At 68.4% G+C, this 14,873-nt stretch carries 12 protein-coding genes; 5 read left to right on the forward strand and 7 right to left on the reverse strand.

Going from position 1 to position 14,873, the window contains the following annotated elements; genetic code table 11:
• Window positions 1–389: 389 nt before the first annotated feature.
• Window positions 390–3,833, reverse strand: a complete 3,444-nt coding sequence (locus tag ACZ7SW_RS10930) for an indolepyruvate ferredoxin oxidoreductase family protein (RefSeq protein WP_470230219.1) — start codon at window positions 3,831–3,833, stop codon at window positions 390–392.
• A 174-nt stretch (window positions 3,834–4,007) separates the two neighbouring features.
• Between ACZ7SW_RS10930 and ACZ7SW_RS10935 the strand changes: the two genes are divergently transcribed.
• The 3 genes from ACZ7SW_RS10935 (at window position 4,008) to mftR (ending at window position 5,961) form a co-directional block, all read left to right on the forward strand.
• The gene (locus tag ACZ7SW_RS10935) at window positions 4,008–4,466 is read left to right on the forward strand and encodes an Lrp/AsnC family transcriptional regulator (protein WP_116199280.1); all 459 of its coding nucleotides are present in this window, start codon (window positions 4,008–4,010) and stop codon (window positions 4,464–4,466) included.
• Between the two features lie 78 nt (window positions 4,467–4,544).
• Window positions 4,545–4,691, forward strand: a complete 147-nt coding sequence (locus ACZ7SW_RS10940) for a hypothetical protein (RefSeq protein ID WP_470230220.1) — start codon at window positions 4,545–4,547, stop codon at window positions 4,689–4,691.
• Window positions 4,692–5,313: 622 nt separating this feature from the next.
• Window positions 5,314–5,961, forward strand: coding sequence for a mycofactocin system transcriptional regulator (gene mftR / locus ACZ7SW_RS10945; protein ID WP_470230476.1), 648 nt, complete (start codon window positions 5,314–5,316; stop codon window positions 5,959–5,961).
• 343 nt (window positions 5,962–6,304) lie between these two features.
• Here mftR and ACZ7SW_RS10950 read toward each other — a convergent pair whose 3' ends face one another.
• A complete protein-coding gene (locus ACZ7SW_RS10950; protein WP_470230221.1) occupies window positions 6,305–7,060 on the reverse strand; it encodes a vWA domain-containing protein in 756 nt (251 codons plus the stop codon).
• Here ACZ7SW_RS10950 and ACZ7SW_RS10955 point away from each other — a divergent pair.
• Window positions 6,962–7,165 carry a hypothetical protein gene (locus ACZ7SW_RS10955; RefSeq protein ID WP_470230485.1) on the forward strand — a complete coding sequence of 68 codons (204 nt, stop codon included), beginning with the start codon at window positions 6,962–6,964 and terminating at the stop codon, window positions 7,163–7,165. The two genes, ACZ7SW_RS10950 and ACZ7SW_RS10955, sit on opposite strands and share 99 nt — an antisense overlap.
• A gap of 71 nt (window positions 7,166–7,236) precedes the next feature.
• Here ACZ7SW_RS10955 and ACZ7SW_RS10960 read toward each other — a convergent pair whose 3' ends face one another.
• The 4 genes from ACZ7SW_RS10960 to ACZ7SW_RS10975 form a co-directional block, all read right to left on the reverse strand.
• A complete protein-coding gene (locus ACZ7SW_RS10960; protein WP_470230222.1) occupies window positions 7,237–8,115 on the reverse strand; it encodes an AAA family ATPase in 879 nt (292 codons plus the stop codon).
• Between the two features lie 65 nt (window positions 8,116–8,180).
• Window positions 8,181–9,302: an NDMA-dependent alcohol dehydrogenase gene (locus ACZ7SW_RS10965; protein WP_354745114.1), complete on the reverse strand. Its 1,122-nt coding sequence runs from the start codon at window positions 9,300–9,302 to the stop codon at window positions 8,181–8,183.
• A 28-nt stretch (window positions 9,303–9,330) separates the two neighbouring features.
• Window positions 9,331–10,830 carry an aldehyde dehydrogenase family protein gene (locus ACZ7SW_RS10970; RefSeq protein WP_470230223.1) on the reverse strand — a complete coding sequence of 500 codons (1,500 nt, stop codon included), beginning with the start codon at window positions 10,828–10,830 and terminating at the stop codon, window positions 9,331–9,333.
• A gap of 63 nt (window positions 10,831–10,893) precedes the next feature.
• Window positions 10,894–12,540 carry a sigma-54-dependent Fis family transcriptional regulator gene (locus ACZ7SW_RS10975; RefSeq protein ID WP_470230224.1) on the reverse strand — a complete coding sequence of 549 codons (1,647 nt, stop codon included), beginning with the start codon at window positions 12,538–12,540 and terminating at the stop codon, window positions 10,894–10,896.
• Between the two features lie 129 nt (window positions 12,541–12,669).
• Here ACZ7SW_RS10975 and ACZ7SW_RS10980 point away from each other — a divergent pair, with 129 nt between their 5' ends.
• On the forward strand, window positions 12,670–13,239 hold the full coding sequence (locus tag ACZ7SW_RS10980; protein WP_470230225.1) for a YdcF family protein: 570 nt from the start codon (window positions 12,670–12,672) through the stop codon (window positions 13,237–13,239).
• 518 nt (window positions 13,240–13,757) lie between these two features.
• Here ACZ7SW_RS10980 and ACZ7SW_RS10985 read toward each other — a convergent pair.
• The gene (locus ACZ7SW_RS10985) at window positions 13,758–14,798 is read right to left on the reverse strand and encodes a TetR/AcrR family transcriptional regulator C-terminal ligand-binding domain-containing protein (RefSeq protein WP_470230226.1); all 1,041 of its coding nucleotides are present in this window, start codon (window positions 14,796–14,798) and stop codon (window positions 13,758–13,760) included.
• Between the last annotated feature and the right edge of the window lie 75 nt (window positions 14,799–14,873).

Raw genomic sequence — 14,873 nt, forward strand, 5'->3', positions numbered from 1 at the left:
CGAACCCGCCCGCAGCAGCACCCCTCAGGCAGCTGCGATCCGAACCAAGCCCGGCGGCCCGGACAGACGACTCGCCCCGAAACAACCGGAGCTGCTGCAGCACGAACCCGCCGCCCCCGCAGCAGCACTCCCTCGCGGTCGCGACCCGCACAAGCCCGGCGGCCCGAACAGAGGCCGGAGCCACTGCGGCACGAACCCCGTGCCGCAGCTGCACTCCTGCCCAGTCGCAGCCCCGCACCGAGCCCGGCAGCCCGAACAGACGCCGGAACCACCGCGGCACGAACCCCGCCCCGCAGCAGCACTCCCTCGCACTCGCGACCCGCACAAGCCCGGCGGCCCAAACAGCTGCCGGAGTCGCCGCGGCACGAACCCGCCCGCAGCGACTCCCCTCACGCAGTCGCGACCCGAACCGAGTCCGGCAGCTCCAGTTCCTTCAGCAGCTCCTCCTGCCGCCGCCGGTAGGCCGCCACGTTGGCCAGCTTGATCTCCTCGTACCCGCGCACCGAGTCCGGCAGCGCGGCCAGTTCTGCCAGCCGGGCGTCGTCCCGGTCGGCGACCTCGAGCGCGCGCGTCAGCGCCTGCCGGTACTCCCCGATCAGCGCCCGCTCGACCCGGCGGACCTCCGCGCGGCCGAACGGGTCCAGCCGGGTGCCGCGGAGTTTGCGCATGGCCCGCAGCGCCGCGAACGCGGGCCGGACGCTGCGGCCGCCGAGGCTGATCTTGCGGTTCATCCCCAGCGCGCGCAGTACCGGCGGGTGCAGCCGGTGCGCGAACCGCGTGCCGGCGCCGAACTGGGCCTCGATCTCCGCGGTCAGCTGCGGGTCCAGCGACAGCCGCGCCACCTCGTACTCGTCCTTGTAGGCCATGAGCTTGTAGAGGTTCCGCGCGACCGCCTCGGTCACCGAAGCGGTCGCCTGAACCCGGACTCGCTCGACGAATTCCGCGTACTGCCGCGCGTACCGCTCGTCCTGGTAGGCGATCAGGTCCGGGATGCGCAGGTCGAGCACCCGGGCGAGTTCGCCGTCGGCCCGCACCAGCGCACGCACCCGGCGGACCGCTTCCGCGTCGGCCGCGGCCGGAACCGGGGCCTCCGACGCCGGGGAGAGTTCCGCGTTGAGCGCGTCCGGGTCGGCGACCAGCTGCCTGCCGCGCCGGAACGCCTGCAGGTTCGTCTCCACCGCGGTCCCGTTGATCTTGATGGCCTGTTCCAGGCTTTCCGCGGTGACGGCCAGCGACCCGGTCTGGTAGGCCGCGCCGAGCTGGAGGATGTTGGCGAACTGGTCGTCGCCGAAGATCTGCTCGGCGAGGCCGCGCGCGTCGAGGTAGTGCCCGGCGGCGGTCGCGTCGCCGAGCGCGCCGCGGATGCTCGACTGGTCCGGGTAGGAAACTTCCTTGTCCACGACCATTCGTCCGGTCGGAACCTCCGAAGTGGACACGACGGCGACCGTGCGCCCGGCGTCGGACACGCCGAGGTACGCCGGATCGGCGGCGACCAGCGCGTCGCACGCCAGGTAAAGGTCGCATTCCCCGTTCGCGAGTTTCGGGGCCTGCTCGACCGCGCCGGTGGAGATCTTCACGTCCGAGACGACCGCGCCGCCCTTCTGCGCGAGACCGGTCTGGTCGAGGGTGCGCACCTGCTTGCCGTCGAGAACCCCCGCGACACCAAGGATTTGCGCGACGGTGACCACGCCGGTGCCGCCGATGCCGGTGATCCGCACGGCGACGTCGGACAGCTTTTTCGCCGGTTCCGGCAGGACGTCCGCGCTGAGCGGGGCCAGCTGCCGGCGCTTGACCTCGCCGGTCGGGACGACGGTCAGGAACGACGGGCAGTCACCGTCGAGGCACGAGTAGTCGACGTTGCACGACGCTTGGTGGATCTGGGTTTTGCGGCCGAACTCCGTCTCGACCGGCTGCACCGAAAGACAATTCGACTTCACGCCACAGTCGCCGCAGCCTTCGCAGACGCGCTCGTTCACGAACACCTTGCGCGCAGGCGTTTCCTGCTTCCCCCGACGCCGCTTGCGCCGCTTCTCCGCCGCGCACTCCTGCTCGTGAATCAACACCGTCACGCCGCGATGCGCCGCCAGTTCTTCTTGCGTGCGAAGAAGTTCCGACCGGTCGCGCACCTCAACCCCGCGCGGCAGCTTCCGCTTCCGCAGCCGCCGCGGCACGTCCGAGGTGATGACGACCTTCGCCGCGCCCTCGGTCAGCAGCAGCGCAGCGACCTTCTCCACGGACAGTCCGCCGACAGCGTCCTGGCCGCCGGTCATCGCGACCGCGGAGTTGTAGAGCAGCTTGTACGTGATGTCGACGCCCGCCGCGACCGCCGCGCGCACGGCGAGGCTGCCGGAGTGCATGAACGTGCCGTCGCCGATGTTCTGCATCAGGTGCGGGGTCTCGACGAACGGGGCCATGCCGATCCACTGCGCGCCCTCGCCGCCCATCTGGGTCAGCCCGACGACCTCGCCGACCTGCTCCGGCTCCATGAACAAAGCCATGGTGTGGCAACCGATCCCGGCGCCGACGAGCGTGCCGTCCGGGACCTTTGTGGACGAGTTGTGCGGGCAGCCGGAGCAGAAGTACGGCGTGCGAGCCAGCAGCGGCACCGAAATCCGCTCCCGGCGACGCCGTTGTTTCCACGCCGCGACCGGTTCCGCGTCCGGAAGGCGCTTGGCCAGCCCGCTGGCGATGCGGTCCGGGTCCAGTTCGCCGAGTTCGGTGAACAGCACCTGGCCGTGCTGGTCGGACTTGCCGTAGACCCGCGGCGCGCCGGTGCGGCCGTAGAGGATTTCCTTGATCGCCGGTTCGACCAGCGCGCGCTTCTCCTCGATCACCAGGATTTCGTCGAGGCCCTCGGCGAATTCCTTGATGATGCCCGGTTCGACCGGGTACACGACGCCGAGCTTCAGCAGCCGGATTCCGTAGCGGGAAAGTTCGGCCTCGTCGAGACCGAGCATCCGCAACGCCTGCCGAAGGTCCAAATAGGACTTCCCGGCGGTGACGATGCCGACCCGGTCGTCCGGTCCGGATCGGACGATCCGGTTGATTCCGCTGGCGCGCACGTATTCCATCGCGAGCGGCAGCCGGACGCGGTGCAGGCTGTGCTCGAGCGTGATCAGCTCCGGCCCGAGAAGGCGGCTGTTCGGCTGGTGCTTGTAGGCGCCCTCGGGCATTTCCGGCGCGGTCCATTCCGAATCGACCACCGCGGTGCCGCCGGAGTCGGCGACGTTCGCGACGATCTTCATCGAGGACCAGAGCCCGCTCGCGCGGGAAAGTTCGACCGCGTGCCTGCCGTGCTCCAGCACGTCCTGCGCGTCGGCCGGGAAGAACACCGGCATCGCGAGGTCGGCGAGCGCGTGCTCGGACGCACACGGGATGGTCGAGGACTTCGCGTTGGGATCGTCGCCGACCAGCGCGACCGCGCCGCCGCGCGGATCGGTGCCGGCGAGGTTCGCGTGCCGCAGCGCGTCGGTGGCCCGGTCCAGGCCCGGGGCCTTGCCGTACCACATGCCGACCACGCCGTCGGGCCGCATCGTGCCCGCTCGGGCGGCCAGCTGGCTGCCCATGACCGCGGTCGCGCCGAGTTCTTCGTTGACGCCCGGCTGGTGCACGATGTTGTGCTCGGCCAGCAAGCCCGACCGCCGCGCCAGCTCCAGGTCGAACCCGCCGAGCGGCGAACCCTGGTACCCGGACACGAAGGCCGCCGAATCCGCGCCGCCGCGGCGGTCCAGCCGGATCCGGTCGAGCAGGACGCGCACCAGCGCCTGCACCCCGGTCAAGTAGACAGTGCCCGCTTCGCGCACGTACCGGTCTTCCAACGTGAAGGCGTTCATCCGCACTTCCCTTCCGCACGCCATCAGCCCACGGGCACCCGCCGTTGGGACGTGAGCCACCTCACCCCACCCCTGAGCCCGGGCGCAACGTGCCCGGCCACTGTAGTGGCAAGGACGCAAAGGATGACGCGCGAGAGGGCCGATCAGACAGATCTGTTGCGTACGATGCCGCTCATGGCCGAAGAACTGCTGGACGCGACCGACCACGAGATCATCGCGTTGCTCCGCGAGGACGCCCGGCGCACGTTCTCGGACATCGCCACGCGGGTGTCGCTCTCCACCGCGGCGGTGAAGCGGCGCGTCGACCGGCTCCGGGAGAAGGGCGTCATCACCGGCTTCACCGTGCAGGTCGACCACGCGAAACTCGGCTGGGGCATCGAAGCGTTCGCGCAGCTGAGGTTTTTCGGCAGCACGAACGTCGCCGAGATCGTCGAGACCACCACGCGGATCCCGGAGGCGCAGGCGGTGTTCACCATCGCCGGCGACCCGGACGCGGTGGTGTGGCTGCGCAGCCGCGACATGGCACACCTGCAGAGCACGATCGACGAACTGCGGCGCAGCCACCGGATCACCAGCACGCGCACCCTGATCGTGCTGGACTCGTGGGTGCGCGGCGAGGACCGGCCGGAGTGACGTTCGGGCAGCGTCCTGTCGGTTTCTGTTCGGGCTGGTGCGTCGGCATGGTCGAGGTGACGCCGAGAAGGGGCGCCGATGCCGAGCCACACCGCGGCTTTCTCCCCTGCGGGCGGGACCGAGGAGCTGCTGCGGTCCCCCGGCGACTCGTTCACGCTGGTCCGGCTCGGTGCCGGTGCGGACCCGGCGACCGGCTCTTGGTGCTGGAAGGCACCATCGCGCTGACGCCTACCTCGCCGCTGACGGCGCACTGTCCAGTCCGGACGGCTGTCTCGCGCTGAGCATGAGCGGGTCGGGGAAGCGGCCAAGGACATGTTCGGGCCCGCCGGATGGCAGAAGTCCGGTCCCGGCCTGTGGTGGCATTGGTGACGGCCGCGAACGATCAGGACCAGGCGATCACCGCGGCCAGGTCGAGCCAGCCGCCGATCTTGCCCGCGCTTTCCGTGCGCAGCGCCGCGATCATCATCTAGCCGGGGAAAATGGTGGACACCAACAGGAACATTCCGGTCGCGGTCGCTGCGTCGGCGGGCGGGGTCTTCGGGGCGAACTGCCAGGTGTGGAAGGCGAAAGCCAGAACGCACTGTAGGTGCCCGAACGCGGTGGTGCCGAAGGTGTTGTTCTCGCGGCCCGCCAGGCCAAGCGGGCCGGGGTCGGCGATGGTGGCGGTTGATGAAATCGGGAATGGAGTTCATTTCGAACTTGCCGTCTCGGATCGCGGATTCTTCGGTTATTCGATAATCCATTGTGGATTGCGTTCTGCGGTCTCGCGCCGGGCCGCAGGTGTCGCGGGGTGTCGATGGCCGAGTACTGTCACCCGGTGACAGAAGCGTCCGCGGGAGGGGGAGGCATGCCTGCTGAACCGGTCGGCGAGGCTGGCGAGGTTCGGCCGCGGCGTGGGCGGCCTCGGGGCACCAGTGCTCGGCAGTTGGAGGAGATCGCGCTTCGGCTGTTCACTGAGCAGGGGTTTCACGAGACGACGGTGGATCAGATCGCGGCGGCCGCTGGGGTCAGTCGGCGGACGTTCTTCCGGTATTACGACGCGAAGTCTGATGTGTTGTGGAACGAGTTCGACTCCGAGGTGGATGCGATCCGGGAGCTGCTCGCGGACGCGCCGGACGATGTTCCGGTGTTGGAGGCGGTTCGGCGGGCGGTGCTGGCGGCCAATCATTATCGGGCTGAGGATGTGCCTGAGCTGCGGATGCGGATGAATTTGCTCAGCACTGTGGCGGAGTTGGCGGCTAGTGCTACTCGGCATTATGACGCTTGGGAACGCGCGGTGGTCAGTTTTGTGGCGCGCAGGACTGGGCAGGCTGAGGATTCGTTGTATCCGTTGGCGGTCGGGCGGGCGGTGCTGGCTACTTGCCGGGCTGCTTATGAGCGGTGGTCGGCTCGGGCTGATGCGGATTTGACGTTGTATTTGGATGCTGGGTTGCGGGCTTTGGCGGCTGGGTTTGCCGATGAGGTGTTGGGGGATGAGCCTGGGGGGGCTGGTTGAGGTTTGGCTCGTCGCCTGGCGGCGACATTGCGTCCTGTCTCGGTGGGGGCACCCCGAAGCTTGATTGTGATGACGGTCTGAGGGTGCTTGTCAAGGCGGGAAAGATGCCTTGACAAGCACCCTCAGACCGCATTTTGGCTTCGTATCGGGGTGCGGGGGTGGTGTGGGTGCATGGATTCGTTGGGTGCGCGGGCTGCGGGTTGTTGGGTGGGCGTGGCCTTGGGGTGTGTGGTGAGTCGGGTGTGCGGACGGGGGCGCGGTTTGGGTGCGTGGTGAGTTGGGGGGCGCGGGTATCGGTTGGGCGGGTGGTCAGTGAGGGACCCCTTGAGGGAATCTGATTCCCTCAAGGACGGTCCAGGAGCGTGGCTAGTGCGGTGGGGGCGGCTGCGGCTCCGGTGAGGGGGTGCCAGCGGGCGCCTGATTCTTGGGCGAAACGTTCGGCTTCCTCGCAGTCTTCGGCGGGGGCTAGGATCAACAGTTCTTCGCACGCGCGGGCGGCGGGTAGCGGGTCCTGGTCGTCTGTTGCCCGGCAATCCGACAACAGAAGAACCGTTTTCCTGGCTGCGCGCGAGGAAACGAGTTGTTCATTCGCTTTACGCAAAGCCGCTGCCAGCGCCGTAACTCCGTGACCCCGCAACGACAAAACCGAATCCACTACCGCCGCCTTGGACCGGGAAGACCGCAGGGGTCGGATCACCTCCGCTGTTCGGGCGAAGGACACCACCGCGTGTTCTACCGGGGCCCGCCAGGAACAGGCCGCCGCGGTGAGGGCGGCTGCGGCCAATCGTGCGCCTGTCATCGAACCGCTCGTGTCGATCACAAGGCATAGAGCCAATTCTGGTTTAGCCCATCGGCGTGCCACGAGGTCGTCCAGTGCTGGGGTTTTGCCGACTGCTGCGGCGTCTATCAGTGCGGGTAGTGAGCGGTCCAGGTCTAGTTCGCCGCCTCGGTCGGCTCGGTCTCGGCGTAGTTTTCCTACGCCTCGGCAGCGTGCGAGGCCTTGGCGGGCGACGTCGATCATCAATCGGCGGGCCAACTCTCGCGACGCCGCGCGCAGGGACTCATCGGTGGCTTTGCTCATCTCGACCAGCAAGGCCATTGCCTCGTCCGCGTTCTCGCGGAATACCGTGCTGAACGCTTCTTCGTCCAGTACCCCGACCTCGGGCGAGATTTCTGCGAAACGGCCGTTGCGGGACAGTTCTGAGCGCGGTGTGGTGCTGCTCCGCGCGGAACCCGGCCGGGGTGGTCGTTGTGGTGGGCCCGCCGGTGGCGGGCTCAGGCTTCCCCCGGCGGGTCACCTGCTTCCGAATCCGGTGGAGGGGATTCCGCGCCGAAGACTGCCGCGTACAGTTCGTCGATCACTGATTCCGGGGTGCGTCCGCTGGATTCGTGCAGGCCGATCCGGCCGGACAGGGCGGCTAGTGCGGCGTCGTGGCCGATCCGCCAGTCCGTCGTGGAAGCGCCTCGGATCCGGGCCAGTGAAACTGCCAAGCGCACCACGTCGATCGCGCCGCGTACTGAGGAGCCGACTCGTACGTCGGCGTGTTCGCGGGTGCGGCGCACCAGATCTACGACTTGGTCTCGCCATTCAGCGGGAACCGGCGGGCCGCGGCGGGCGACGATGTCGGCTTCCTCGCCTTGGCTTTGGTAGCCCATGACGATGCGGCAGACCCGGTCGTAGATCGCTGACGAGATGCGGGCGGTGCCGACCGCGTCGAACGGGTTCATCGCGGCTACCAAACGAAAACCGTCCGCCGCGCTTACTCGGCCAAGGCGCGGCACGTGCAGTTCGGCTTCCGACATTACCGTGATCAGGACATTGAGCGTCTCCTCCGGGATTCGGTTGACCTCCTCGACGTAAAGCAGGCCGCCGGTGCGCAGGGCTTCGATGAGCGGACCGTCCACAAAGGTCTCTGGCACGTAGCCTTCGGCGAGTACCCGCGAAGGGTCGAACTGTCCGACCAAACGGGCGGGAGTCAACTCGGCGTTGCCTTCCACGAATACGAAAGGTGAGCCGCCTGCCTCCGCGACCGCGCGCAGCAGCGTGGTTTTTCCGGTGCCTGGCGGGCCTTCGAGCACGACGTGCGCGCCGCAATCGAGACCGGCCAGCAACAGTTCGATCTCGCGGCGGCGGCCGACCACGTCCGCAGCCAACAGGGGAACCGCGGACTGCGGACCGGAAACCGGCCCGCAGTCCGCCGACAGAGCCGACCCGGCTGTCACGGCGCGTCGTGGACCAGCACGCCGCGCACGTTCCGGCCCTCCAGCAGATCGTCGTAGCCCTGGTTGACCTCGTCCAGGGTGTACGTGCGGGTGATGATCTCGTCCAGCTTCAGGTCCCCGCTCTGGTACAGCCCGAGGATCTTCGGGATGTCCACGGTCGGGTTGCAGTCGCCGAACAGGCTGCCTTTCACGGTCTTCTTGAACAGCGTCAGGATCGAACCGGGAAGATTGACGTTGTTCACCGACAGCTTGTTCAGCCCGGTCAGCACGATCGTGCCGCCCTTCCCGGTGGCGTTGAACGCTCCGGTGACGATCTCCTCGGTCACGATGCCCGCGGTGACGATCGTCTTGTCCGCACCGTTGCCGTTGGTGAACGACTGCGCCAGCTCAGCCGCTTCCTCCGGCGTCGCGACCGCGTGCGTCGCGCCGAGTTCCATGGCCTTTTCGCGCTTGTTCTCCAACGGGTCCAGCGCGATCACGTTCTTCGCGCCGGCATAGCGCGCACCCTGCACCGCGTTGATGCCGATGCCACCGACGCCGGACACGATCACCGTCTCGCCTGGACGTACGTTGGCCGCGTTGACCGCCGAACCCCATCCGGTCGGGACGCCGCAGCCGACGAGCACCGCCTTGTCGAGCGGCAGGTCGTCGTCGACCTTCACGACCGAGTTCTGGTGGATGGTCGAGTACTGGCTGAACGTGCCGAGCATGCACATCGCGCCGTACTGCTTGACCGGGCCGGGGCCGCTGAACGGGAACCGCTCGCCGGGAAGGTAGCCCTCGAGGATGGTGGCGCCCATGTCGCAGATCGCCTGCTGCCCGGTGGAACACCAGCGGCACACGCCGCAGTTCGGGATGAACGAGCACACCACGTGGTCGCCCGGCTTGACCCGGGTGACGCCGGGGCCGACGTCCTCGATGATGCCCGCGCCCTCGTGCCCGAGCACCATCGGCAGCCGGGCCTCCAGGTCGCCGTGCGCGATGTGCACGTCCGAATGGCACAGTCCGGCGTGCGTGTACCGGATCAGCACCTCGCCCTCGCCGGGGCCTTCGAGGTCGAGTTCGACCACCTCGATCGGCTTGCCCACCTCGTAGACGACCGCTGCTTTCGTCTTCATCGGGAACTCCTTTGTTCGAGCGGGCGGATCACAGCGCGATGTTCACGGATTTGGTCTGGGTGTAGAGGTCGAGCGCGGCCGCGCCCAGCTCCCGGCCCCAGCCGGACTGCTTGTAGCCGCCGAACGGCATCGCCGTGTCGAAGCCGTTGTACTGGTTGACCCACACCGAGCCTGCCTTCAGTTCCTTGGCAGTACGGTGCGCCTTCGCGACGTCGCGTGTCCAGACCCCGGCGGCGAGTCCGTACTCGCTGTCGTTGGCCGCGGCGGCCACGCCCTGTTCGGCGTTGAACGGCATGGCCGCCACGACCGGGCCGAAGATTTCTTCCCGGACGATACTGAATTCCGGTTTGACGTCAACAAAAACAGTCGGCTCGATAAAATATCCAGTGTCGCCCCAACGTTTTCCGCCGGTGAGCGCGCGGGCGCCGTCGGCGAGCCCTTCGCCGAGGTAGCGCGAAACGCGGTCGAACTGCTCCTGGGAAACCATCGGCCCCAGCTGGGTTTCCGGGTCGAGGCCCGGCCCGATCTTCACCTGGCTCGCCGCCTGCGCGACGGCCTGGGTGAACTCCTCGAAGATCGTGTCCTCCACGTACAGCCGGGTTCCGGCGACGCAGCACTGGCCGTGGTTGAACATCCACGCGTTGACCGAACCCGGCACCGCGAGGTCGAGATCGGCGTCGGCGAACACCACGTTCGGGCTCTTTCCGCCCAGTTCGAGGGAAACCTTCTTCAGGTTGCCGCTCGCCGCCTGGACGATCTTCTTGCCGACCTCGGTCGAGCCGGTGAAAGCCACCTTGTCCACGCCGTCGTGCGCGGCCAGCGCGGCCCCGGCGTCGCCGAAGCCGGTGACGATGTTGACCACGCCGGGCGGGAATCCGGCTTCCTCGAACAGCTTGCCCAGCAGCAGCGCGGTCAGCGGCGTCTGCTCGGCGGGCTTCAGCACCACGGTGTTGCCCGCGGCGAGCGCCGGCGCGATCTTCCACGCGGCCATCAGCAGCGGGAAGTTCCACGGGATGATCTGCCCGCACACGCCGACCGGCTCGCGCAGTGTGTAGGCGTGGAACTGCGCGTCGGGCGCGAACGGCATCGACACATTCACCGTGCTGCCTTCGATCTTGGTCGCCCAGCCCGCGTAGTAGCGGAAGACGTCGGCGGCCCAGTTCGTGTCGACCGCCGTCGCGATCGCCGCGGACTTCCCGTTGTCGAGTGCTTCCAGCTGGCCGAAGATCTCCGCCCGCTCGGACAGCAGATCGCCGATGCGCCAGATCAGCCGTTCGCGTTCGTTCGGCTTCATCGCGGCCCACGGGCCTTCGTCGAACGCCTTGCGCGCGGCGGCGACGGCGCGGTTGACGTCCTCGGCCTCGCCGTGCGCGACCTCGGCGATCTTCTCCCCGGTGGCCGGGTCGTAGGTCGGGAACGTGCGGCCCGACGCGGCCGGGACCCAGCGCCCGCCGATCAACAGCTCCAGCGGGCCGGAAACAAACTCCCGGACCTGGGTGTGCAGGGGGAATTCCACCGTCGCGGTCACCTGGCGCCTCCTCACTTCGTCGTGATGGAGGTCATCGTCACCCGGCGGACCGGGGGCGAAGTGTTACAGAAGTGGACAGTCGTCGGTCACGCCCAGCGCCTGCATGCGGCGGTAGAGCGTGGTGCGGCTGATGCCGAGTTCGCGGGCCGCGCGCAGCTTGTTGCCTTCGCTGGCGCGCAACGCCGTGACGATCGCGTTCCGTTCGGCGAGTTCACGTCCGCCGAGCTGCCTCGTGCGGGAACTGCCGCGGCACGCGGGCGGCAGCTGTGCGAGGTCGATCACCCCCGTGTACGGGAGGCTGGATACTTCACGCAGCACCGCGCGCAGCTCGTGCAGGTTGCCCGGCCACGGATGCGTGCGCAGCGCGGCCAGCGCGGTGCCGGTGAAATGCGGTTTCCGGTCCGGATATTCGTCGCGGAGCATCGTCACGGCGATCACGGGCAGGTCGTCGAGGCGCTCGCGCAGCGGGGCGAGAGTGACGGTTTCCGCGCATCTCGCCGCGATCGCCGCGACGGCTGGGGACATCGCGTCCGACGGGACGGAAGTGAGCAGCAGCCGGGCCGATCCGGGGTTGTCGAGCGCCTCGCCGACCAACGGGAGCAGGCTCTCCGGGAGCAGATGGATGTCGTCCAGGACGACGGCGGTGCTCGGCTGCGCGACGAGGTCGGCGAATCTTGTTGCCCAGGCTCGCGGTTCCTCTCGCAACGCCGCGGCCGAGTGCAGGACGACCGGATCGTCCACGCCGGCTCGCGCGCGGGCCGTGGTGGTGCGGCCGGTGCCCGGTTCGCCCGTGACGAGGACCGAGCGCGCGGGTTTTGTCTTGGCGGGGGCCGGTTTTCGGCTGCTGCTCGGGCTCTTCGCGATGCGGAAGACGGCGCCGTCCGTCGAACCCTCGACGCGTTCGGCTACGACCGAAAGACTGATTCCGTCACCCACATCGAGGCGAGTGTCGAACACGCCGCGTTCCGGGACTTGCGGCAACAACGTGCGCAGCAGGGTCGGATCGGCAGGACGAAGCTGTTCGATACAGGTTTCGTTGGCGAACACCAGATCGCCGCCGAGCACCGCGACCGGCACGCTGCGGTGGTGCGTGGCCTGCTGGAACGCCAGGAAAAGCCGACGCTCGCAGGCGCGGGCGCTCTCCAGCACGAGCTGTTCGATGTCGCCGACGACGCGTTTCACCAGCGGCCCGAAAAGCGGGTTGCCGCTGTCGCTCTCGCCGGTGATGTCGAGGACGCCCTCGATCCGCCCGGTGAGCGGATGCCGGATCGGATGGCCGTAGCAGCTGAACCGCTTCAACGCGTCGGCGTAGTGCTCCTGGCCGTGGATTTCCACCGCCTGGCGCGATTCGTGCGGCGTGCCGAGCGCGTTCGTGCCGACGCGGCCCTCGCTGAGCTGCGAACCGTGCAGTACGCCGAGATCCTCCAGCTGGCGTTGCAGGCCGCGGTCGCCGAACCAGCGGAAGACGAGGCGGCAGTCGCGGTCGGCGAGCAGGATGGAGAACCGGGTGCCGGCGAGCTGCTCGACGAGCTGGTCCAGCACCGGACGGGCGGCGGTCATCAGCCTGCTGCGCGGATCGACCTCGGCGATCGAGATCGCGGCCCGGTCCAGGCCGGGTTCCACGCCGAACAGCCGGGACCGGCGCCACGAATCGGCGATCGGCGGCCGCAGGACGGCGGAGCCCTGCGACGGTATCCCTCCGAGCGACACTGCTCCTCCCGACTACCGGACGACGACGTAGCGGTTCGTGTGACAGTACCTTCGCGGATCGACAAGTTCCAGACGTGCGTCTTCGCTCGACCCGGTCTGTCCTTTGTGGACTCTGGTAGGATCGGGTGGGTGCCGCGGCGTTTTCTGATGTTTTTCGTCCTGTTGTTCGGCTGGGCCGAATGGGAACACTGGCGATCCTCGCGCCGGGGAATGGGCGACCGTCCGGGAACGGGAGGCACCGGCGAGGCCGTGGTCGTGCTCGGCTACCGCAATGGCAGGTCGCGAGCCAATTTCGTAAACCGCTGGCGAGTACGGGCGGCAGTACGTTCCCAGGCGCCCGGACCTTCGCGCCTGGTGCTGTGCGGCGGCGCCGTCGGCGGCCCGGAGCCGGAGGCGGTGCTGATGGCCCGGTACGCGCGGGAGTACGGCTACCGGGGCGAGCTGGCGCTGGAGACGGAGAGCCGGTCGACGTGGGAGAACGTGCTCGGCGCGGTGCCGTTGATCGAGGACGCGGACCGGATCAAGATCGTCTCGAATTCCTTGCACGCGGAGAAAGCCCGCCACTACCTGCGGAAGCAGCGGCCGGACCTGGCGGAGCGGCTGGTTCCCGCGGAGGATTACCGATTCGGGGAGTTGCTGGCGGTGAAGCCGGTGCTGGCGGTGATGGGGAAGCAGAGGTTGCGGGGTCTGCGGCGTTGAGTCGGGGCGGCTTGGGGAGCTGCTGGCAGTGAGGCCAGTGCTGGGGAAGCAGAGGCTGCGAGGGCTGCAGCGCTGAGCCGGGGCGGTTCAGGGAGCTGCTGGCAGTGAAACCGGCGCTGGGGACGCAGGGGTTGTGGCGGCTGCGGCCTTGAGCTGAGTGCGGTTCGGTGAATTACTGGCGATGAAGCCGGTGCCGACAGCGTGGGGGAAGCAGAGGCTGCAAGGGCTGCGACGTTGAGCCGGGGCGGTTCGGAGAGTTGCTGGTGGTGAAGCCGGTGCTGGCGGCGTTGGGGAAGCAGAGGCTGCGGTGAGTTGCGGCGTTGAACGAGGCGGTTCGAGGAGCTGCTGGCAGTGAAACCGGCGCTGGGAAGCAGAGGTTGCGGGGGCTGCAGCGTTGAGCCAGGGCGGTTCGCCGCGCCCTGGCCAGTCACCGCTGCACCACAGGTGGCCTCACCCCGCCGAAGGGCGCGCGCTCAAGCCTCATGCGCGGCGATCCCGGTGAGCACCAGCCTCACCCCTCACGAGACCCCGGGCAGGTGCGCGTTGATCTTGGCCACCGACGCCGCCAGCCCGGCCCGTTCGTCCTGATCGAGCGGAGCGAGGACCATCTCCTCGGCCTCCGCCAGCACCGCACCCAGCCCCGTGACCAGGCCGGTTCCGGCCTCGGTGGCGTAGACGCGCTTGCTCCCGCCCTCCGTGCGACGCTCGACCAGTCCCCGGCGCTCAAGACCCTTGAGCAGCAGGGAGACGTTCGCGGGCGTCGTATAGCTCATCTCCGCGACGTCTCGCTGGATGACGCCGGGTCGCCGCTCCAGGTAGCCGAGCACCATGGCCTGTTCGAAGGTGAGGTCGCGCGTGCGGCTCCATTCCTCGATCCGCTTGCGCTGCGCCCAGCGAATCGACCGGAAAAAGTCGCCGGGCAGCGGGTCCGGCTGCTTTTCCTTAACCGAAGTTAAGTCCTTAACTCTTGTATTCGACTGGACAAGCGGCAGGAAAAGGTCGTCGACGATCGACCGGATCCGCGCGGGGCGGAGCGGGGCGAGGTCCTGCAGCAGGTCGTGGCGCACCAGCTGGAGCGGCATCTCGAGCACCGCCCCGGAGATGGCTGCCAGGTCGATCTCGCCCCGATCGTGCGCGCGCTGGTAGAGGGTTCCTTGCGCGAGCAGCCGGTCGCCGATGATCTGGTCGCGGACTTGGCCTGGAGTGGCACCGGTACTGGCCGCCAGTCCGGAGAAACCCACGGCGACCGCGACGGCGAAGAACCCGGCCAGCGCTTCGCTCGCCGCGGTCAAGTACGCGAGCAGATCGCCGCGCAGGCTCCCGGTGTCGGGAACGGCGATCGGATTGTCGTCCCGGTGCCGCCGCATCGCGGCCAGCACGAGCTCATCCTTGTTGGCCCACCGCCGATAGAGCACGGCCTCGCTCGTGCGGGCGCGCACGGCGACCGACTCCATGGTCAGCCGCGCGTATCCGGCTTCGAGCAATTCGTCCCATCCGGCGGCCAGCAACGCGGACTCCAGCTGCTCGCCATGACGGCGACGGACGGTTTCAGGGGCCACCCGTCTCACGATAGAAAGGTTTGTCTTTCTTAGCAAGTTTCCGTACGCTGGCATCCAGGAAGTTCTTCGGAGCCA

The organism is Amycolatopsis sp. NPDC114484 (assembly GCF_055633755.1).

Bases quoted from the DNA above. Each gene is read 5' to 3' on its own strand.
- ACZ7SW_RS10930 (WP_470230219.1), bottom strand. From the start codon at position 3,833: ATGAACGCCTTCACGTTGGAAGACCGGTACGTGCGCGAAGCGGGCACT.
- ACZ7SW_RS10935 (WP_116199280.1), top strand. From the start codon at position 4,008: ATGGCCGAAGAACTGCTGGACGCGACCGACCACGAGATCATCGCGTTG.
- ACZ7SW_RS10940 (WP_470230220.1), top strand. From the start codon at position 4,545: ATGCCGAGCCACACCGCGGCTTTCTCCCCTGCGGGCGGGACCGAGGAG.
- mftR (WP_470230476.1), top strand. From the start codon at position 5,314: ATGCCTGCTGAACCGGTCGGCGAGGCTGGCGAGGTTCGGCCGCGGCGT.
- ACZ7SW_RS10950 (WP_470230221.1), bottom strand. From the start codon at position 7,060: ATGGCCTTGCTGGTCGAGATGAGCAAAGCCACCGATGAGTCCCTGCGC.
- ACZ7SW_RS10965 (WP_354745114.1), bottom strand. From the start codon at position 9,302: ATGAAGACGAAAGCAGCGGTCGTCTACGAGGTGGGCAAGCCGATCGAG.